This is a genomic window from Shewanella sp. VB17, from assembly GCF_013248905.1.
Taxonomy (GTDB): domain Bacteria; phylum Pseudomonadota; class Gammaproteobacteria; order Enterobacterales; family Shewanellaceae; genus Shewanella.
Genome location: NZ_JABRVS010000001.1, coordinates 2,591,141 through 2,612,242, shown reverse-complemented (window position 1 = coordinate 2,612,242; position 21,102 = coordinate 2,591,141). Strand labels below are relative to the sequence as shown.

Below are 21,102 nucleotides of genomic sequence, written 5' to 3'. Positions count from 1 at the left end.
TAAGCTGTTTCACTTATAAAAATGATCAAAACCTTTAAACAAACACGACAAGAAATAGGTTGTAGCTATGTCAAAACTGACCAAAGAAGAAGTTATCAGTGCGTTAGAGTCTGCCCTTGCAACGAAAGAAAATCGTACGGTAATGATTGAACAAAAAGGTAGCTGGTATAACATCGATGGCGGTAAATCCCTTCGCTTTAATGAACTCGAAAGTATGCTTGATGCACTCTCTGGCAAACAAACTGCACCAAAACCTGCTTCGAAAAAGAAAGTAACGCCAATCGCAAAAACAACGAAATCTAAAACGCCAACAACTAAAAAAACACATGTGAATGGAGGAAAAAAACCGAAAGAATTCTGGCGCGACAAACTTGCAGGTCAAGGTCAATTACCTCGCGGTTTTTAATTGTTTAAAGAATAAAAAAACTCACTTAAAATGGAGCCTTAGCGCTCCTTTTAAGTTTAGAATTGACATCACATTGCGATGTCAACTCTAACACGACCTGTAAGGTACACCACCCTGACCTCGTCACCTGCATTAAAAATCATACCAGAATCGAGATCCTGAATAATCATAACCTCTTTGCCGTCTTCTTGTTTAATCATTAACTCAACCAGCTTTAACGACTCATAATAACTGCTATCTCCATAGCGGTTCCCGATACCAGCACCCAACAATGCTCCTAATACTGTCGCCACATCTTGACCGCTACCGCCACCAAATTGATGACCAATAACCCCGCCAACTAAAGCTCCACCAAAGGTTTTCCACCCTGTATTTTGATCTTCAACCAATTGCTTTTGAGTAATATTTCGAACCGAAATGACATGTCCATATTGAACTTGTTCTACAGGTACAGCTTGATCACGGGTATATCCTGCTTCAACAGGACCCAATACACTCATCAATAAACAAATTAAGCTTAAGCTGGCAATCCAAGGTTTCAACATTATGATTTTTCCGCTAACGTATAAAGAAGGCTAATTAATATAATCTTACTCAATTGTGAACTCACTGTCTTATTTAAATCATACACTCGAGCCGTTTCCCTCGCCGGAATTAGCGCTAACTGATCCTAATGGCCTGTTGGCCGTCGGCGGAGACTTGCAACCCAAACGCTTATTGAATGCTTATTATGAAGGCATTTTTCCTTGGTTTAATGCAGAGGACCCCATATTATGGTGGTCTCCAGATCCAAGAGCTGTATTTATCCCCGGCACCATGAAAGCCAGTCGCTCACTCATTAAATACCTCAAAAAACAAGATTGGACATACAGTATAAACCTTGCATTTTCCCAAGTCATTGAAGCGTGTGCCGCCCCGAGAACATCACAAAATGGGACGTGGATAACCCAAGGGATCCAAGATGCATACACAGCACTGCATGAATTAGGTCAGGCTCACTCCATTGAAGTTTGGGATGGCAATCAATTAATCGGTGGATTATATGGCTTGGGCATTGGTCAAGTTTTTTGTGGTGAGTCGATGTTCCATATCCACACTAATGCGTCTAAAGCCGCTATGCTCATGCTACATCAACATTTACACACCCAAGGGTTTAAACTTATCGATGCACAAGTGATGAACCCACATTTAATCTCTCTTGGGGCAACTGCATTGAAAAGAAAAGATTTTCTTATTTTGCTTAACCGTTTTCGAGATCTCAGCGTCGCCCCCAATACTTGGGAAAAGTCAGAGGTATCACTTGAGCTTTAAATCACAGCCTATTTCAGTTGGAGTCACACAAGCTTTTTCCTGTAGCTATCTCGAACATCAACTAGAGCAGTTATTAGTCCTGCAAGAAGAATCCATCAACTTGGATCTGTTCGAACAACTGCTGGCATTTGGCTTCAGGCGCAGTGGTGGAACAATATACAAACCCCAATGCCCGAATTGTAGTGCATGTTTACCCATTCGGATCCCAGCCACATTATTTACTCCTTCAAAACGCCAGAAGCGTACCTTAAAAAATAATAAAGATATCATTTGGAAAATAGCCGATAAGCAACAAGAATACCATTACGACCTTTATGCACGTTATATCAATGAACGACACCAAGATGGCCCCATGTACCCCGCGTCCAGAGAACAATATCAACATTTTATCGACGCAGGCTGGCTTACGCCTATCTTTGTTGAGCTGTGGAATAACCAAGAACTGATTGGCGTGGCTGTGACTGATGTCATGCCAAATAGCCTTTCTGCAATTTATAGTTTTTTCAGCCCTGATGAACATAAACGTTCATTAGGATCGCTACTGATCCTCATTCAATGTCGTCTGGCTAAATTAATGAATAAGGATTTTGTTTATCTTGGCTACCAAATTGATGAGTCGAGAAAAATGAATTACAAACGAAGCTACCTACCTTATCAGCTATTAACCTCAAATGGGTGGCAGCAAATATCTGATGAGTAAACAGTATTTTCATTTTATAAAGAGTATTAAATCAAAAATCAAATGTCGCTCTTACGATGGCATTCTCTTTACAACAAGCGGATTTTGCGGCATGATATGCCCGATTTAAAACTTGAAGGCTAACAGGATAACTGATTAATGGCGAAAGAAGACAACATTGAGATGCAAGGCACGATCCTTGAAACCTTGCCGAACACAATGTTCCGTGTAGAGCTAGAGAACGGTCATGTCGTGATCGCACACATCTCAGGTAAAATGCGTAAAAACTACATTCGAATTCTGACCGGTGACAAAGTTACGGTTCAGCTGACCCCTTACGATTTGAGCAAAGGTCGCATCGTCTTCCGTTCACGCTAAGTTAGCTAGACCCAAATTTTAAAACTGGCAATACCCGTTTTTATTTTATCGAATTAACATCACATAAAAAGGCTGCAATTGCAGCCTTTTTTATGTCTAACAGTTAACCAATTACTGACTGACTTTTTCCAAGGCTCCTATTGAGATAACAATCTCATTTTTACTGGTGTCAACATGGGCTACCCCTCCCTTCTCGAGCTTACCAAATAAAATTTCATCGGCTAATGGCCGCTTAATGAGTTCAGTCACAACACGTGCCATGGGTCTGGCTCCCATGACCTTATCGTAACCTTTTTCAGCAAGTAAGGTTCTAGCCTCATCACTCACATCTAGAGTGACCCCTTTTTCATCGAGTTGAGCTTGCAATTCGACTAAAAACTTATCAACCACTTTTGCAATAACAGTCAAATCAAGATGATTAAACCAGATGATCTCATCCAATCTGTTTCTGAACTCAGGTGAAAATACCTTATTAATTTCAGATAATGCGTTTTGGCTATGATCTTGCTGTTTAAAACCAATCGATTTTCTGACCGTCTCTTGTACACCTGCATTCGTGGTCATCACTAAGGTTACATGCCTAAAGTCGGCTTTTCGACCATTGTTATCAGTCAAAATACCATGGTCCATGACTTGCAATAGCAAGTTATAAACATCAGAATGCGCTTTTTCTATCTCATCAAGTAACACAACACAATGAGGATTTTTGAGAACAGCATCCGTTAACAAGCCTCCTTGATCATAACCCACATAACCTGGTGGTGCACCGATAAGACGTGAGACCGCATGGCTCTCCATATACTCAGACATATCAAAGCGTACTAAGCTCAGCCCAAGACATTTGGCTAACTGACTGGTGATTTCAGTTTTACCTACCCCTGTCGGCCCAGCAAATAGAAAGCTGCCTACAGGTTTATGTTCTCCACTTAATCCACTTCGAGACAGTCGAATGGCGGAGCTGAGGCTCTCAATCGCCTTATTCTGGCCGAAAACAACCATTTTCAGGTTACGCTCAAGGTTTTTAAGCATATCCTTATCTGACGCTGATACGGACTTCTCAGGAATACGTGCCATTTTAGCGATGATAGATTCAATTTCACTCTGGCCAATCGTCTTTTTTCTCCGATTGGCTGGCTGCATTGCCATACGTGCGCCTGCTTCATCAATGACATCAATCGCTTTATCTGGAAGATGACGGTCATTAATGTGCTTATCCGACAAACGCGCAGCAATACTCAACGCCGCCATGGTATATCTCACGCCATGGTGTTCTTCATATTTTGACTTAAGCCCTTGGAGGATTTTGGTCGTTTCTGCAACAGAAGGTTCATTGATATCCACTTTTTGAAAACGCCTTGCCAAAGCGCGATCTTTCTCAAAAATACTTTGGTATTCTTGAAAAGTCGTCGATCCCATACACCTCAGCTTGCCACCTGATAATAACGGTTTTAATAAATTTGACGCATCCATAACCCCTCCCGAAGCCGAACCCGCTCCGATAATTGTGTGGATCTCATCAATAAATAAAATCGCATGTTCATCATCTTCTAGCTCTTTAAGCAAACTTTTAAAGCGTTTCTCAAAATCACCACGGTATTTAGTCCCCGCAAGTAATGCCCCCAAATCTAACGAATATACCGTGGCAGAACTCATTACCTCCGGCACTTCATTTTTAACAATACGATACGCAAGTCCTTCAGCAATGGCCGTTTTACCTACCCCAGCTTCACCGACTAATAACGGGTTGTTTTTTCTTCTACGACACAGGATCTGAATCGAACGTTCAATCTCATCACCACGACCAATTAAAGGATCGATACTGCCTTGTATTGCCAATTCATTGAGGTTTGAAGCAAATTGGGACAGCTTACTTTTATCCTCTTCATTTTCAGTTTGATCCTCAATTCGCTCCTGCTGCGATCCAGATTCTATCTCATCTTTAGACACACCATGAGAAATAAAATTAACCACATCCAAGCGAGTCACCTCACCATTGCGCAAAAGATAAACTGCTTGTGATTCCTGTTCGCTAAAAATAGCAACCAGTACATTGGCTCCAGTGACCTCATTACGCCCAGAGGATTGCACATGAAACACAGCCCTTTGTAATACTCTCTGGAACCCTAACGTAGGCTGGGTTTCTCTATCATCCTCAGGATCAGCGATGATAGGCGTCGTTTGCTGAATAAAATTAGACACATCCTCTCTTAATTTATTAAGATTTGCTCCGCAAGCCACTAAAGCTTCTTGCGCAGCTGGATTATCTATTAACGCGAGCAGCAGGTGTTCTACCGTCATATACTCATGACGTGCATCTCTGGCTTGCTGAAATGCCAGGTTTAAGGTGACTTCAAGATCTTTATTTAACATAAGCACCCCCTAAATTTACCACTAAAATAACCCAACTCAGGCTTTCTCTAATGAACACAGTAACGGATGTTCGTTTTGTCTTGCAAATTGATTTACTTGAGCAACCTTTGTTTCGGCAATCCCAAAAGGAAAAACACCACAAATGCCTTTCCCCTGATGATGAATTGCAAGCATAATATCTGTCGCTTGCTCCTCCGTTTTTTGGAAAAAGAGTTGTAATACCTCAATCACAAAATCCATTGGCGTATAATCATCATTATTTAAAACCACCTTGTACATCGAAGGTGACATTAATTTCGATTCGACACATTCTTCAACGTGCTCAATGTTTCCTGCTTTACCCATGGTTCAATATTAGCCTCTAGTCATCGCTTGTACCAATTAAAGAGATTATTCAGTAAAAAGCTTTCTTCTACAATCTAATATCCACTCATCAATTGAAACAAACTTTTTACTTAAATGTTAGTTTTTTGTTAAATTATTCTTGACATATAAACCCACTCCTTTCATTCTGTTTAACAGCGGCGAATTGTCCCCGCTTATTTAGTTTTACTCTCATACTGGCAAGTAGACAACAGAAGGAAGTGGAAGTATGGCAAACGGGACTGTTAAATGGTTCAACAACGCCAAAGGATTCGGGTTTATCTGCCCTGAAGCTGGTGGCGAAGACGTTTTTGCACACTATTCTACCATTGATATGGAAGGCTATCGCACGCTAAAGGCAGGCCAACCCGTTCAATTCGAAGTAGAAGCTGGACCTAAGGGGATGCACGCATCGGCGATTTCACCCACAAATTAACATAAGGCGATGTTAAACAAAAAGGCAGGGTGGTTCCCTGCCTTTTTATTATCTACAACATAATCATAGGATCATAATGACAAAAAAATTATTTTGCATCAATCGTATTCCCTACGCTGTCAACAACGCATTTAATGTCGCACTTGGGCGCATTTCAACCAAGGCTTTACTGGTATCCAAACGATAATACCCACCAAGATCAACAGCAGAACCTTGTGCTGCATTTAACTCTTCCATAATTTTAGCTTCATTGTTCGTCAAAGCTTCAGCAAGCGATGAAAACTGCGCTTTTAACTCTGTATCCTGGTTTTGCTGCGACACTTCTTGAGCCCAATACATCGCGAGATAAAAATGACTGCCTCGATTATCTATCTGACCCACACGACGTGAAGGTGACTTATTTTGATCTAAAAACTGCCCAATTGCCGCATCCAATGTGTCGGCTAATACTTGTGCTTTAGCATTATTGGTGGTTTGGCTTAAATGCTCAAGAGAGGCTGCCAACGCCAAGAACTCACCCAGAGAATCCCAACGTAGGTGGCCCTCTTTCTCAACTTGTTGGACATGTTTAGGCGCTGATCCACCCGCACCGGTTTCAAATAATCCTCCCCCATTCATTAAGGGGACAATAGACAACATTTTAGCACTGGTACCTAGCTCTAAAATGGGGAAAAGATCCGTTAAATAGTCGCGTAATACATTGCCAGTAACTGAAATGGTATCCAAGCCCTCTTTGGTTCGCGCTAACGTAAAACGTGTCGCTGTAACTGGAGACATAATACGGATATCTAGCCCTTCGGTATCATAATCTGGGAGATACTGCTTAACCTTATTAATAATTTCAGCATCATGGGCACGATTTTCATCTAACCAGAATACTGCAGGTGTTAACGATAAGCGTGAACGTTTAACCGCAAGTTTAATCCAATCTCGAATAGGGGCATCCTTGACTTGACACATTCGCCAAATATCACCCGCTTCAACGTCATGGGAAAGCAGTACTTCCCCCTGATGATTCATCACGTTAACAGTACCAGCTGTAGGGATCTCAAATGTCTTATCGTGACTGCCGTACTCTTCAGCCTTTTGCGCCATCAAACCGACGTTTGGCACACTGCCCATCGTCGTTGGGTTAAACGCACCATGCTCTTTACAAAAGGTGATCGTTTCTTGGTAAACACCTGCATAGCAGCGATCTGGGATCATCGCCTTGGTATCTTTGGGTTGACCGTCATTATCCCACATCATACCCGATGTACGTATCGCTGCCGGCATAGAAGCGTCGATAATCACATCACTTGGTACGTGTAAATTAGTGATCCCCTTATCAGAATCAACCATGGCAAGCTCTGGGCGATTGGCATATATTGCGGCGATATCAGCCTCAATAGCCGCTTTTTGCTCCGCTGGTAATTGCGCTATTTTGGCATAAACATCACCAAAACCATTGTTAACATCGACACCCAACTCATCAAATAATGATGCGTGTTTAGCAAAAAGATCTTTATAGTAAACTTTAACAGCATGGCCAAAAAGGATTGGATCAGACACCTTCATCATGGTGGCTTTCAAATGCAGAGAAAGCAGTACACCTTGGTTTTTAGCCTCTTCAATCTCACGTTCAAAAAAATCAACTAATGCCTTTTTACTCAATACTGCTGCATCAATCACCTCACCAGCCAACAAAGGAAATGATTCTTTCAATACCTGCTCACGGCCGCCAGTCATCGTCAGCACAATCTTCACTTCATCTGCAGATGATAAGGTTAATGATTTTTCACTGCCGTAGAAATCCCCTTCATTCATATGCGCAACATGCGTTTTAGAATCACGGCTCCATGCTCCCATAGAATGTGGATGTTTCTGAGCATATTTCTTAACAGAAGCCGGCGCACGACGATCTGAATTACCTTCACGTAATACCGGATTTACTGCGCTACCTTTAATTTTATCGTAGCAAGTTTGAATGGCTTTATCTGCTGCATTCGTTGGTTCATCAGGGTATGACGGAATATCATAACCTTTATTTTGTAACTCTAGAATACATGCCTTCAATTGAGGAATAGAAGCACTAATGTTCGGTAACTTAATGATGTTAGCTTCTGGTTGACCTGCAAGCTCACCCAGCTCAGCTAATGCATCACTCATTTTTTGGTGATCTGAGAGGTTTTCTGGAAAATTGGCAATAATTCGACCCGAAAGAGAGATATCACGAGTTTCTACATTTACGCCTGCCGCTTGCGTAAACCTCTTGATAATAGGCAGTAGAGATAAAGTGGCTAATGCGGGTGCTTCATCTGTTTCAGTATAGATAATTGTTGAATTGTCAGTCATTTTTCGTCCTACATTATTGTAAAATAGAGAATTAAAAATATTTTATTTTTATACACTGCTTATTTTTACCCGTTGCAGTTATATCAATGCTTTTATCACATCTTGATTAACACCTAGATTCAATAAAATGGTTAGTCGCAATCAAAAGAGTAAAACGTCTGATTTAATGGGTTCCTCCGTAAAATACACACTTTTCGCCCTAAAATCACGTCATGCTGTTTAAGATAAACATCTCAAGATACGGTAACCTCTTAGGGTAGATCGCGGACATCATAAAACATTCTAGGCAATATTCACATTCCACAAAGGGGCAATGCGCAGTACACTGTAACCATTAATTCATACTATGCCAGAAGATTAGTCAGCGTGAGTCACACAATTAAACCCAAATGCACACCCAAAAACACCCGCACTACGGCTTCTAAAGTTCAAAAAAACACAAAAGGATCCAGAGTTCCTAGTAACAAAATCAATGTCACAACTCGAGTGCTTAAGCGACATTCAGCAAAAAGTAAACCTAAGGTCAAGAACCCAATCATTGTCCTATTCAATAAACCTTTTGATGTACTTTGCCAATTTACCGATGAACAAGGCCGCCAAACATTAAAAGATTTTATTGCTATTCCAGACATTTATGCCGCAGGGAGATTAGACCGAGACAGCGAAGGCTTACTTTTACTCACTAATGATGGCAAACTTCAATCTCGCCTAACTGAGCCTAAAAAACAGACGTTTAAAACCTATTGGGTTCAGGTTGAAGGCATGCCAAGTGACGCTCAATTAGATAAGTTGCGACATGGCGTCGAGCTCAAAGACGGGATGACTTTACCCGCTAATGTGGCAATCATGCCTCAACCAGACATATGGCCACGTGTTCCTCCGATCAGGGAACGCAAAGCGATCCCAACCACTTGGTTGACAATTGAAATTTGTGAAGGACGTAATCGCCAGATCCGCAGAATGACAGCTCACATCGGTTTTCCAACGCTCAGACTGATCCGTTATAAAATAGGCCAATGGAGTCTTGATAACCTTCAACCTGGCCAATATTTAAGCCTTTGTCATGATTCTTCAGGCTCCTCTTAACTGCCTAACTCTTTCGGCATCATCATAAGGAGACACTTATCTGATGGACCCACCACATCAGTAAGCTTTTTATGAGTAGCCATATCACGGCTTAATGATATGAACTCTCTAGGCAGAACATGCCAATATTGACGAAATAGTAACAAGCAAGTCATCAGACAATGTCATTTTCTAGTTTCACGGCTATCTGAGCATCATATCTTCTCTTGATAGCAAAAATGTAAAACAGACTATTGAACAATAAAACTATCATGGACATTTTACATAAACAACCTACAGGTTATTTTTAAAGCAGCAGCTTGTTGACCTGTGGATCTTTTGACGCCGAGCCCTTAAAAAAGACCGTTAAAGTAACATTAACGCTTTAGTTACAGCCTACCAGTACCAATATTAACGAAGAAGACATCGACTCACTGACTAACACCTTAAAAGCTCATAGGGACATTCAAGTGTGAAGACACCAAAAATAAAACACATTATGTGCTAGAAGGGTGCAATACTGCGCCTCTCAAGTTAGCTCATAGCTAGAATGCGTGTTAGAATACCGCCAAAAAATATAGCTTGTTTTTTTAAAGATAGTTCGAATCTAAGGCGCTTACTTGAGCACATGCTTAAATAGGGACAAGATGCTTCGTCGTTATCTTAAGCTATTTAGGCCACATACAACGGTTTAGGATCTATGGCAATAATCGACTCCACTGCGACTCAAAATAAAAAAGTCATTGTCGGCATGTCCGGCGGTGTCGACTCATCGGTTTCGGCTTACCTGTTACTTAAACAGGGCTATCAAGTCGAAGGTCTTTTCATGAAAAACTGGGAAGAAGATGACACCAATGAATATTGCGCCGCTGCTGACGATCTGAAAGATGCGCAAGCAGTGTGTGATAAGCTTAACATTACGCTACATACTGTTAATTTTGCATCTGAATATTGGGATAATGTATTCGAATATTTTCTTGCTGAGTATAAAGCGGGCAGAACGCCTAACCCCGACATTATTTGCAATAAAGAGATTAAATTTAAAGCGTTTCTTGAATTTGCTGATGATATCCTAGAGGCTGATTACATTGCCATGGGACATTATGTTCGTCGCAGTGATGACAGCGGTCAAAGCCAAATGTTGCGTGGTGTCGATGGCAATAAAGATCAAAGCTATTTTCTCTACACATTAAGCCATGAACAAATTTCCCGCTCACTTTTTCCTGTGGGCGAACTTGAAAAAAGTGAAGTCAGAGCATTAGCAAAAGAGATGGGCCTCATCACCCACGATAAAAAAGACAGCACTGGAATTTGTTTTATCGGTGAACGTAAGTTTACTGACTTCCTCAGCACTTTTTTACCTGCGCAGCCGGGTAAAATTGAAACCGCTGAAGGCGAAGTCATTGGCACTCATCAAGGCTTGATGTACCACACGCTAGGCCAACGCAAAGGTTTAGGGATCGGTGGTATGAAAAATAGCAATGATAACCCTTGGTATGTGGTCGATAAAGAAATGGATCGCAACGTCCTCGTTGTAGGCCAAGGTGGTACTCACCCTCGATTGATGTCAATGGGTTTCTATGCAGATCAATTACACTGGGTTGATAAAAAAGGACCGAGTGACAAGACGACCCTTACGGTGAAAACTCGTTATCGTCAAAGAGACGTTGCTTGTACTTTGTTCTATGAAGATAAAGACAAAATTAAAGTCTTATTTGACGACCCCCTTGCTGCAGTGACACCAGGGCAATCAGCTGTTTTTTACGATGGCCAATTGTGTTTAGGCGGTGGCATTATTGATTCATTAATAAGAGAATAAGACGTGAGTGAGTTTCTAGATGAACGTACGATGGCTTTTGCTGGCATTTTGCAAGCAATTGCACAGGTACAACATACCGCTAGGCACGGAAATGCAGATAAAGATAGCCTAGCGGCAAGTCTTAATACTGTGTTAGTCACTAATCCAGATTCAACATCTGAAGTCTATGCAGATAAAATAGCATTGAATAAAGGCTACCAGCTTATCGTCAATCAACTTGGCGATAGCAAAGATAAAGATGTCGAAGTTACCCGCTATCTCGTGGGTATATTAGCCCTCGAACGTAAACTTTCTCGTAGTAATACCATGGGGATATTGGCAGAGAGAATCAATCAGGTCCATCGTCAACTGCATCATTTTACCATCACTGATGAACAAGTCGTGGCTAATTTCGCAGGTATTTACAGCGATATCATCAGTAGTTTAGGCCCAAAAATTCAAATTTCAGGCAACCCTGAATACCTGAAACAAACTCAGGTCCAAGAAAAAATTCGAGCACTACTGCTTGCTGCGATGCGCAGTGCAGTATTGTGGCGCCAGTTGGGTGGCAAACGTAGACAGCTTGTCTTCGCCAGAAAATCCATCCTGGATATAGCTAATAAAAGTCTTTCCCTATAATAAGTTAAGTTCATTAAGGAGCTTCATAATGGAATTATCCGCACTAACTGCTATCTCTCCTGTAGACGGTCGTTATGGTAGTAAAACCGCCTCATTAAGAGGGATTTTCAGCGAGTACGGCCTGACCAAATACCGTGTTCAAGTCGAAATCAACTGGTTAAAGCTGCTCTCTAGCTGCCCAGAAATTGAAGAAATCCCCCCTTTTAGCGAAACAGCTTTAGCGCTGCTCGACAGCATTAAAGATAATTTTAGCGAAAGCAATGCACTTCGTATTAAAGCCATTGAAGCAACCACAAACCATGATGTTAAAGCCGTGGAATACTTCATTAAAGAGCAAATAGCCGATAATGCTGAACTGCGTGCTATTGATGAGTTCGTTCACTTCGCGTGTACTTCTGAAGATATAAACAATCTCTCTCATGGTTTAATGCTCACCGACGCCCGCGAGCAAGTTCTTGTTCCATACTGCCAGCAGATTGTTGATGCCATTAAAGGCTTAGCAAAAGAATATCGCTCTGTTCCTTTAATGTCACGTACTCATGGACAGCCTGCCTCGCCTTCTACGTTAGGTAAAGAGATGGCAAATGTGGCAGTACGTCTCGAACGCCAATTAACTCACATAAATGCTGTTCAATTGATGGGTAAAATCAACGGTGCTGTCGGTAACTACAACGCCCACATTTCAGCTTACCCTGAAGTAAATTGGCATGAACTGTCAGAGCGTTTTGTCACTGGCCTTGGGCTAAACTGGAATGCCTATACCACTCAAATAGAACCTCATGATTACATCGCAGAACTGTTTGATGCTGTCGCACGTTTTAACACTGTACTGATAGACTTCGATCGTGACATCTGGGGTTACATCGCATTAGGCCATTTCAAACAAAAAACCATCGCTGGCGAAATTGGCTCTTCAACCATGCCGCATAAAGTGAATCCTATCGATTTTGAAAACTCAGAAGGTAACTTAGGCATTGCTAACGCACTGATGCAGCACCTTGCCTCTAAACTGCCCGTGTCTCGATGGCAGCGTGACTTAACCGATTCAACTGTGTTACGGAACTTAGGTGTTGGTATCGCCCATGCTCTGATAGCTTATCAAGCGACTTTAAAAGGGATCAGTAAGCTTGAGATTAACGAAGAACAACTTCGCGCAGAGCTAAACAAAAATTGGGAAGTATTGGCAGAGCCAGTACAAACCGTGATGCGTCGTTACGGAATTGAAAAACCATATGAAAAACTCAAAGAGCTCACGCGTGGTAAGCGTATTGATGGTGAGCAACTTGCAGTATTTATCGATGGTCTTGAACTACCTGAAAAAGTAAAAATTGAGCTTAAAAAGATGACTCCGGCTAATTATATTGGTCGTGCAGAAGCTTTTGTAGACGAAATGAAATAAGTCTTTCATTTTACACTCTTCATCAAAACGGTAGGCTAACCCTTACCGTTTTTTTATATCTAAACGCATAATCCGCTCCTTTACTGCAAGTGAAACCACTCTATGTATAAATTAAATATCAACACTGATGAATTTTTATCCAAACATTGGCAACAATCCCCTCTTGTCATTAAAGGGGCATTTAGTGATTTTGTTGATCCCATTAGTGCCGATGAACTCGCAGGTCTGGCCTGTGAAGAAGAGATCTCATCACGTGTTATCGTCACACAGGAAAATGACTGGAAGACAGTGCAAGGGCCAATTGATGATTATAATCAATTTGGCGAAAGTCACTGGCAATTGTTAGTCCAGGCAGTCAACCACTGGTTTCCTGATGTCGCTCCACTTATTCAAGCTTTTAGGTTTATTCCTGATTGGCGCTTTGATGATTTAATGGTCTCCTTTGCCACCGCAGGTGGTGGTGTCGGCCCCCATATTGACAATTATGACGTATTTTTACTCCAAGGAGAGGGATCCCGACACTGGAAAGTAGGAGAAAAAAAACAATATCAACCTAGAGGTGGTGATGAAAACACCGCACTGATTGATGATTTTGACCCCATTATTGACGTGATACTTGAAGCCGGAGATATGTTGTACATACCTCCTGGTTTTCCACACTGCGCTAATACACTGACAACGGCATTAAGTTACTCGTTCGGGTTTAGAGCACCAAGCCAACAAGAACTATTTAGTGGCATTGCCGATCATCTCATCGACAGTAATACCGGCTTAAAACGCTTTATTTCAACAACAGAGCCAACATCACCAAGCCATATATCCATTGAACAACAACAAGATATGCTTACCTTGCTCAATGAGTTACTGCAGAAACCTAAACACTACCAGACAGTATTAGGGCAATTGCTTAGTCAAAATCGTTTCGAATTGGATCTGTGTGAGCCTGATAATACTTACACCCAAGATGATTTGCTTCAATCCCTGTCAGAGGGTGCTGAAATACATAGAATTGGCGGCTTAAAAGTGATTTCTGTCGAAGGCGATAACAAGAGAATATTTATCAATGGTGAAGTCTTTGACAGTCAAGATCTCGAAAGTAGCGCTGTTAATACTATCACTAACGCATTCATTATCGATAATATACTCGCTTCACAATTATGCAAATCAAATCATACCTGCAACTTACTTATCTCATTATTGAATAAAGGCTATTACTATCTAGGTTAATGCCACTCATTATATGCTCGTGTTTTCAAACTGAGAAAATAACTAAAAATGGCATGTGAACTGCCATTTTTAAACGCCTAATGAAACCGTTATCCCCACAGTTTCGTGTCACCTTGGAGCTGATAAAGACTTTCTGCACGTGACACCAATAACTGAGCAAACTTAGCGTGTATTGGATCTTTTGTGACACCAGATTGATGTAAGTTTTCCGCTTTCATTTGCCACATCATGGAAAAATGACGCAAGGCATCACGCGCAGTTGTTGCTACTTTGACATCCACATAATCACTGGGTAGATCTCCAGATATCACCCAAAAAGTTTGTTTAATCGGTTGTTTAGATTCCATCTTCCAAACTGCAACATAGGGGGCTAAATAACGACTGTCATCAGTGACCACTTTACTTGGGATCACGCCCTTTTCAGCAAGAAAACGGTTTGCTTTTTGAAAATGTTCTTTTATCCACTGCTGCTGTAATGCTTCTTCTTGCTCAGGCGCTAGCGTGGCTGTTGAGCTCGCTAATTTTTCGGTCATATTACATCCTATTCTATGGTGATATCGAGCAGATGATCGCGTTCAGAATACACTCAGCCAAAATCAGTTAAAATTAGTTTTTAATTAACGTTAACGTAAAGTGGAAAGCAAAATTGCCACACGTTCCACAATTAATCCAAGTCTTTATTTTGTTGAGAGTATCCCTAAATGCTATCGTTCTGCAATAACTTTAATAAGGCTCAAGTTAACTATTTAATAGGGCCAGTGTTTCAATCCTTAGGGAGACTGTTACGTGACTGTATTCAATCATATCTCATTTGACGAACATGAACAGGTCGTGTTTTGTCAGGACAAAGAGAGCGGCTTAAAAGCCATTATTGCTATCCATAATACACATTTAGGCCCTGCAGTAGGTGGCTGTAGAATGTGGAACTACGCCTCTGATGATGAAGCATTAAATGATGTGTTACGTTTATCACGTGGCATGACCTATAAAAATGCTTTAGCGGGTCTAAAAATGGGCGGTGGTAAATCAGTTATCATTGACAATCCTAACATACAAGACAGAAAAGCACTCTTTCGCGCCTTTGGTCGTTGCATCGATAGTTTAGGAGGTAAATACTACTCTGCAGAAGATGTAGGAGTGAACACAGCAGATATCATGATTGCACATGAAGAAACGCCCTATATGGCAGGCCTTGAAGGCAAGAGCGGTGATCCCTCTCCCTTTACGGCATTGGGGACATATTTAGGCATCAAAGCAGCAGTTAAACACCAACGTGGTATCGATAGCCTTAATGGTCTCAAAATGTCAGTCCAAGGGGTTGGCCATGTTGGTTACTATTTATGCCGTCACCTTCACAATGAAGGCGTTAAGTTAATCGTTACAGATATCAATCAAGCCTCTTTAGATAGAGTCGTTACAGAGTTTGGCGCAGAAATTGTTTCACCTCAGGATATTTATCACCAAGATGTCGATGTTTATGCTCCTTGTGCACTAGGCGCAACCATTAATGACACCACTATCCCACTCATTAAGGCCACCATTGTGGCTGGGTGTGCCAACAATCAATTAGCAGAAGCCAGACACGGTGATGAGCTTAAAGCCCTCAATATCTTGTACGCACCAGATTATGTGATCAATGCAGGGGGGATCATTAATGTCTCATTCGAAAAAAATTATGATGCCGCACTGTCGACTCAAAAAGTTGAAGAGATCTATGAGACACTTATGCGTGTCTTTATCCAAGCTGATGAGCAAAACTGCACGACCACATCAGTTGCTGACGAACTTGCACGTACGATTATTCATGCTGCCAAAGAATAAATTGATCACGCAGTATTGATGCAAAATGATCAGAAAACAACAAAGGGACAAACACTATTTTATCCCTTTTTTTTATGCCAAAAAGTATTTTACCAAGCCTGCCAAAGAGATAGTTAACTAGCACAGAAAATTAATCATTTTGTACTGGATATTGTCATATTTGTCTGCTTGAATTAGAGGCTAGTTACCTTACAGAGGAAAGCAGTATGGTTACTTTCAAGTATGATCTCAATCAGGATGTCATTGAACTTCAGGCAAGTAATTGGTGCGGATTAGAACAGGTATACATCAATGGGAAAATGGTGTCTAGGAAATTGAATTTCAGGCAACGCAGTGAACATAAAATACAACTAGATGATGGTAATCATTGTAAATTTCAATTACTTATCGATCCGACATCAGAATTGATGATATGTCGAATATATAAAAAGAATTTTTTAATTACGAGCATTAAACAAGGTAAAGGGAGCTTACTACGCAGTCGAAAATCATTACAAAATTTAGCCACGTTTTTTATATTATCAAGCTTGTTGTTATTACTACTGAATTAATTTTAACATTATTAAGCTGGGCAAATATTAAGCCGATTTCCATTAATTCAGTTTCATTTTTTACTCCATTCCACCCAACTGATGATGACAGATAGAGATGAGCTTGGTATGTATTCTCGTTTCTATCGACCCTAGTATCCATCAAGCTTCGCCCAAATGTTTAATGACAAATGAATATTATACTGGGAAGCGGTTTATTTTATTCAGTAATGCCACAAAAACACATTGCTCTTCAATGGAGAGATTTGCTAAGAAGTGTTCATTCACACGTTCGGCTTCAACAATCAGATCTTGTTCTAACGCTTTACCTGAGTTGGTCAGTAAGATCTGAAAAGCACGACGATTATCGGCTTCTTGATGTCGAGTGATCAAGCCTTGTGTTTGGAGTTGATCCAAAAGACGCGTCATGGTGTAATTCGCGACATCACAACGCTTAGAAAGTTCAGTCTGGGTGATCCCTTCCTCTTGCCATAGTGCAAAAAGAACCGGCCACAACTTAATGTCTAACTGGTATCGCTTGAGCTTCTGATCTAGTGCATGTTGTAAATCGATATTCAAATGAGAAACCAGATAACCTAAACTTTCCGACTGTTTCAATCAGCATCTCCACACTATAAGTACCTCATTTAATATTACCACTTAGTTCACAAGAAACTAGCAATACTGGTAACTAATTAGCCTTTAAAATATAAACCTTTAAATATCAAAACTTTAATAATCATCCACCATGAACTCATTAATAAAACGATAATAACATGCTCGACCTAATTTTGCTGTCATGCCTCTTTCGACTACCGCATAAATCTCTTCATCATTCACGTTAAAAGCAGCGACATCAACCAACTTATGGCGAGTCTGTAATGAGGTGGTCACTTCAATCCCTCCAGCCTCGAAGCAGTGATAATCCACAATGCTTAATGCATGTCCAGATACCTTAACCTTCAATTTTTCAACTGGTGTGATCAGAAAATACTCACCGTTAATATTATTAAGAATCGACGCAAACAAGCGCGCAAATTTAACCGGTAGTATTTCATCAACATAGAACCAATCACCTTGTGCATCGATCTTGAACAATACGTCTTCTGAACACAACTCAGCTCGCTTGTCTAACCTAGCCAGATGCTGTTGTATTAACGTGTTGTTATCGCTCATACTCGATCCTCAATATTGCCCCCTAAAAAATACACTCGGTACTCAACAAGTGATCATGAAAACTCAAGCAAACTCAGTAAAGCTTCCACTGGATGTCTAGGCTTAAAGCCCCCAAAACGCTTTACTTGACTTCGACAAGAATAGCCCGAAACCAATATCTGCGCCGGAGGTAAATCACTTAATTTTTTCTCCCAAGACATGTCGAAAAGATCACGAGAACGTTGTTGATTATCTAATTCATGACCATAGGTTCCAGCCATACCACAGCAGCCTAGATTAACGGCATGTAATTGAGCCCCGAAATGTGCAAATATTTGTTGCCACTCATTGCCAGTATTTGGTTTTGCTGTCGATTCGCTACAGTGACTAAACCAGGTAAACTCAGGTTTAGTCCCATGGGATTGCTGACTATTTTTAACGCTTTTGATTGCATCTAATAACCACTCATTCGCCAGTTTCACATCAAAATCATAGCCATCACCTAACACTTCGCGATACTCATCTCGATAACAGAGCACCATGGCAGGGTCAACACCCACCATGGGAATATTCAGTTTATGCACCTTAGCGAAAAAATCAGCTGATGATTTGGCTGTTTTAGCAAATTTATCTAAAAAACCTTTAACATGAATAGGCTTTCCATTAGGTTTGAATGGCAATAGAATCGGCTTAAAGCCCATTTTTTCAATTAACTGAATAAAATGGTACACCGTATCGGCTTCGTAATAGCTGTTAAATGGATCTTGCACCACCAGCACATATTTATTTCTTTCAACGTCTGGAATATTTTCTAATGCTTCGAGATCGTAACCACGACTACTGTGTCCATCTAACTGCTGTTTCAGCGTAGGAACTGACAATGCAGGTGCATCGACATAACCCAAGGACTTTTTAATTATCCATTGGCTAAAAGGGTGTTGAGAAACGAAATTGGTTAATCTAGGTACTTTTGCCATTAAGGGTAAGGCATCTTCGATACCAGCGACTAAATAGTCTGTCGCTGGGCGTAAATACCTTTGGTAGTAAATATTAAAAAACTGCGCCCTGAACTTAGGCACATCCACTTTCACCGGACATTGAGACGAGCAAGACTTACAAGCCAAACACCCTTTTAGCGATTCCATCACTTCATGAGAATAATCATATTCACGGCTCATTTTTAAACTATTTTGGGCGCGTTGCAGTAACCCTAAATTTTTAGCCTTAGCCAACTCATTAACATCGACACCTTCAACTTCAAGTAAACGCAACCACTCACGCATAAGACCTGCACGACCTTTAGGCGACTGCACTCTATCCCCAGTGACTTTAAAAGAGGGACACATAGGTGAATAGGCACTATAATTAAAGCACATACCATTGCCATTACAGTTCATGACATCAGGAAATACTTCACGCGTGTTAATGGGTATCTGTCTATCGAAACTGCCTCTTTTGGCACTATCAACATTATAAATAAGTGCCCCAGTCCCTTTAGGTGCCACCAGCTTACCTGGATTGAGCTTATTATGAGGATCGAATAAGCCTTTAATCTCCTCGAGTACGCCATAGAGTTTAGTACCAAACACTGCTGGGCCATATTCACCCCGCACCCCTTTACCATGTTCCCCCCACATTAAGCCACCGTATTTAAGCGTTAGAGCAGCCACCTGATCTGACACCGTCTTCAGTAGTTTTTCATCATTAATATCACACATATCCAATGCGGGCCTAACGTGAAGTACCCCTGCGTCCACATGACCAAACATGCCGTATTGAAGTTGATGACTATCGAGTAATGCTCTAAATTCCATAATGAAATCTGCTAGTTTTTCCGGTGGTACAGCGGTATCCTCAGCAAAAGCAATAGGCTTACGACGACCTTTACTTGCCCCCAATAACCCGACCGCTTTTTTACGCATTGCATAGATCATATTGATGCTGTGTTTATCACTCGTCACTTGATAACCTAATAACCCACCATTAGCTTGTTCGACTTGAGCGCTTAATACCGCGGTCAATTCCGCCACTCTGCCTTCAACCTCTTCTTTTTCTCCCGCAAACTCCACCATATTAAGCCCATCGATAATGCCACCCGATACCGGTTTAATAAGCGCTGACACTGAATGCCAAATAATATCTTGCTTAGCCAAGTTCAATACTGTTGAGTCTACGGTTTCAACAACGGTCGCTTTAGCCTTAACTAAATCAGGCGCATGCCTCAAAGCCGATTCAAATGAATCATATTTAAGATTAATCATCATGCGTACGTTAGGCAGCGGCGTGATATTGAGTTTCGCCTCGGTAACAACCGCAAGTGTACCTTCTGAGCCAGTCAAAATACGGGATAAATTAAACTCTGTTAACTCATCATTCCACACATGTTTAAGATCATAACCAGTCAAAAAACGATTGAGAACAGGGAATTTACGGTCTATTTCTGAACGATTTTCTCGACAAAGTGACGCAACTTCTCGAATTAACTTCTGTCCAAGTGGGTGCTTGACCACAGTGTCTACATGATTAAGTCCCTCTAGAGATATCACCTCTGTATCAAGTACACTGCCATCATAAAGCACACTCGACAAAGCTAACACATGATCAGATGTTTTGCCGTAAACCAGCGATCCAGCACCTGAAGCATCGGTATTGATCATGCCACCTATGGTCGCTCTATTGGACGTAGAAAGATCAGGACTAAAGAAAAAACCATGAGGACGCAGTGCATCATTTAACGCATCTTTGACCACTCCAGCTTGGACCTTAACCCAACCTTCTTGGGGATTAATCTCTATAACCTGATTCAAATAACGGGATAGATCTAAAATAAGCCCATGAGTCAAAGATTGACCATTAGTGCCTGTCCCCCCGCCACGAGCACTGAACACCACTTTATCAAACTCAGGCTTAGCCGCCAACGAAAGTACCACACTGACATCTTGCTGGCTGCTAGGATAAATCACCGCTTGAGGTAAAAACTGATAAACAGAATTATCCGTCGCTTGCACCACACGAGCGCTATAACGTTTATCGATATCACCGCAAAAGTGGCTTTGCTCAAGCACCTCAAGAAAAGAGTGGTACACAGGTTCAAGTGTTTGTGTGTGTGATAATTTTGGCAACTTCACAATGGGCAGCATATCAGTTTCTATCTTATTTTCTTGGCCGACTAGTATAAACAAAAAAAAAGC

At 41.2% G+C, this 21,102-nt stretch carries 20 protein-coding genes; 12 read left to right on the top strand and 8 right to left on the bottom strand.

The features are described from left to right. Nucleotides 1-67: 67 nt before the first annotated feature. The gene (locus HQQ94_RS11210) at nucleotides 68-406 is read left to right on the top strand and encodes a hypothetical protein (RefSeq protein WP_173294505.1); all 339 of its coding nucleotides are present in this window, start codon (nucleotides 68-70) and stop codon (nucleotides 404-406) included. Between the two features lie 68 nt (nucleotides 407-474). Here HQQ94_RS11210 and HQQ94_RS11205 read toward each other — a convergent pair whose 3' ends face one another. Beyond that, nucleotides 475-951, bottom strand: a complete 477-nt coding sequence (locus tag HQQ94_RS11205) for a glycine zipper 2TM domain-containing protein (RefSeq protein WP_173294504.1) — start codon at nucleotides 949-951, stop codon at nucleotides 475-477. A 55-nt stretch (nucleotides 952-1,006) separates the two neighbouring features. Between HQQ94_RS11205 and aat the strand changes: the two genes are divergently transcribed. From aat to infA, 3 genes are all read left to right on the top strand, one after another. Beyond that, nucleotides 1,007-1,717, top strand: a complete 711-nt coding sequence (gene aat / locus HQQ94_RS11200; protein WP_173294503.1) for a leucyl/phenylalanyl-tRNA--protein transferase — start codon at nucleotides 1,007-1,009, stop codon at nucleotides 1,715-1,717. Further along, the gene (locus HQQ94_RS11195) at nucleotides 1,707-2,417 is read left to right on the top strand and encodes an arginyltransferase (RefSeq protein ID WP_173294502.1); all 711 of its coding nucleotides are present in this window, start codon (nucleotides 1,707-1,709) and stop codon (nucleotides 2,415-2,417) included. Before aat ends, HQQ94_RS11195 begins: the two co-directional genes overlap by 11 nt. A gap of 138 nt (nucleotides 2,418-2,555) precedes the next feature. Continuing rightward, entirely contained in the window at nucleotides 2,556-2,774 is a 219-nt protein-coding gene (gene infA, locus HQQ94_RS11190) for a translation initiation factor IF-1 (RefSeq protein ID WP_011865366.1), read from the top strand. Between the two features lie 111 nt (nucleotides 2,775-2,885). On the opposite strand, the gene clpA is transcribed toward infA, so the two are convergent. Then, nucleotides 2,886-5,144, bottom strand: a complete 2,259-nt coding sequence (gene clpA / locus HQQ94_RS11185) for an ATP-dependent Clp protease ATP-binding subunit ClpA (RefSeq protein ID WP_173294501.1) — start codon at nucleotides 5,142-5,144, stop codon at nucleotides 2,886-2,888. A gap of 36 nt (nucleotides 5,145-5,180) precedes the next feature. Next, nucleotides 5,181-5,489, bottom strand: a complete 309-nt coding sequence (clpS, locus tag HQQ94_RS11180; protein WP_173294500.1) for an ATP-dependent Clp protease adapter ClpS — start codon at nucleotides 5,487-5,489, stop codon at nucleotides 5,181-5,183. A 247-nt stretch (nucleotides 5,490-5,736) separates the two neighbouring features. Here clpS and cspD point away from each other — a divergent pair, with 247 nt between their 5' ends. Then, nucleotides 5,737-5,943: a cold shock domain-containing protein CspD gene (cspD, locus tag HQQ94_RS11175; RefSeq protein ID WP_173294499.1), complete on the top strand. Its 207-nt coding sequence runs from the start codon at nucleotides 5,737-5,739 to the stop codon at nucleotides 5,941-5,943. 111 nt (nucleotides 5,944-6,054) lie between these two features. On the opposite strand, the gene HQQ94_RS11170 is transcribed toward cspD, so the two are convergent. Next, nucleotides 6,055-8,277 (bottom strand): NADP-dependent isocitrate dehydrogenase, encoded by a 2,223-nt coding sequence (locus tag HQQ94_RS11170; RefSeq protein WP_173294498.1) that lies wholly within the window; start codon nucleotides 8,275-8,277, stop codon nucleotides 6,055-6,057. A 366-nt stretch (nucleotides 8,278-8,643) separates the two neighbouring features. Here HQQ94_RS11170 and HQQ94_RS11165 point away from each other — a divergent pair, with 366 nt between their 5' ends. The 5 genes from HQQ94_RS11165 (at nucleotide 8,644) to HQQ94_RS11145 (ending at nucleotide 14,405) form a co-directional block, all read left to right on the top strand. Beyond that, complete coding sequence (locus HQQ94_RS11165; RefSeq protein ID WP_173294497.1) at nucleotides 8,644-9,363, top strand: pseudouridine synthase; 720 nt, start codon at nucleotides 8,644-8,646, stop codon at nucleotides 9,361-9,363. A gap of 679 nt (nucleotides 9,364-10,042) precedes the next feature. After that, nucleotides 10,043-11,161 (top strand): tRNA 2-thiouridine(34) synthase MnmA, encoded by a 1,119-nt coding sequence (mnmA, locus tag HQQ94_RS11160; protein WP_173294496.1) that lies wholly within the window; start codon nucleotides 10,043-10,045, stop codon nucleotides 11,159-11,161. A gap of 3 nt (nucleotides 11,162-11,164) precedes the next feature. Further along, entirely contained in the window at nucleotides 11,165-11,779 is a 615-nt protein-coding gene (gene hflD / locus HQQ94_RS11155; RefSeq protein ID WP_173294495.1) for a high frequency lysogenization protein HflD, read from the top strand. 28 nt (nucleotides 11,780-11,807) lie between these two features. Next, nucleotides 11,808-13,178: an adenylosuccinate lyase gene (purB, locus tag HQQ94_RS11150; protein WP_173294494.1), complete on the top strand. Its 1,371-nt coding sequence runs from the start codon at nucleotides 11,808-11,810 to the stop codon at nucleotides 13,176-13,178. Nucleotides 13,179-13,280: 102 nt separating this feature from the next. Then, nucleotides 13,281-14,405, top strand: coding sequence for a cupin domain-containing protein (locus HQQ94_RS11145; RefSeq protein ID WP_173294493.1), 1,125 nt, complete (start codon nucleotides 13,281-13,283; stop codon nucleotides 14,403-14,405). An 89-nt stretch (nucleotides 14,406-14,494) separates the two neighbouring features. Here HQQ94_RS11145 and HQQ94_RS11140 read toward each other — a convergent pair whose 3' ends face one another. Further along, nucleotides 14,495-14,938: a DUF4826 family protein gene (locus HQQ94_RS11140; protein ID WP_173294492.1), complete on the bottom strand. Its 444-nt coding sequence runs from the start codon at nucleotides 14,936-14,938 to the stop codon at nucleotides 14,495-14,497. Between the two features lie 253 nt (nucleotides 14,939-15,191). Here HQQ94_RS11140 and HQQ94_RS11135 point away from each other — a divergent pair, with 253 nt between their 5' ends. Further along, a complete protein-coding gene (locus HQQ94_RS11135; RefSeq protein WP_173294491.1) occupies nucleotides 15,192-16,226 on the top strand; it encodes a Glu/Leu/Phe/Val dehydrogenase in 1,035 nt (344 codons plus the stop codon). Nucleotides 16,227-16,432: 206 nt separating this feature from the next. Then, a complete protein-coding gene (locus HQQ94_RS11130; RefSeq protein WP_173294490.1) occupies nucleotides 16,433-16,777 on the top strand; it encodes a hypothetical protein in 345 nt (114 codons plus the stop codon). A gap of 177 nt (nucleotides 16,778-16,954) precedes the next feature. Here HQQ94_RS11130 and HQQ94_RS11125 read toward each other — a convergent pair whose 3' ends face one another. The 3 genes from HQQ94_RS11125 to HQQ94_RS11115 all read right to left on the bottom strand — a co-directional run bounded on the left by HQQ94_RS11125 (nucleotide 16,955) and on the right by HQQ94_RS11115 (nucleotide 21,051). Then, nucleotides 16,955-17,374: a MarR family winged helix-turn-helix transcriptional regulator gene (locus HQQ94_RS11125; protein ID WP_173294489.1), complete on the bottom strand. Its 420-nt coding sequence runs from the start codon at nucleotides 17,372-17,374 to the stop codon at nucleotides 16,955-16,957. A gap of 114 nt (nucleotides 17,375-17,488) precedes the next feature. After that, nucleotides 17,489-17,932, bottom strand: a complete 444-nt coding sequence (locus tag HQQ94_RS11120) for a DUF1285 domain-containing protein (RefSeq protein ID WP_173294488.1) — start codon at nucleotides 17,930-17,932, stop codon at nucleotides 17,489-17,491. Nucleotides 17,933-17,985: 53 nt separating this feature from the next. Beyond that, a complete protein-coding gene (locus tag HQQ94_RS11115; protein WP_173296614.1) occupies nucleotides 17,986-21,051 on the bottom strand; it encodes an FAD-binding and (Fe-S)-binding domain-containing protein in 3,066 nt (1,021 codons plus the stop codon). Nucleotides 21,052-21,102 lie beyond the last annotated feature (51 nt).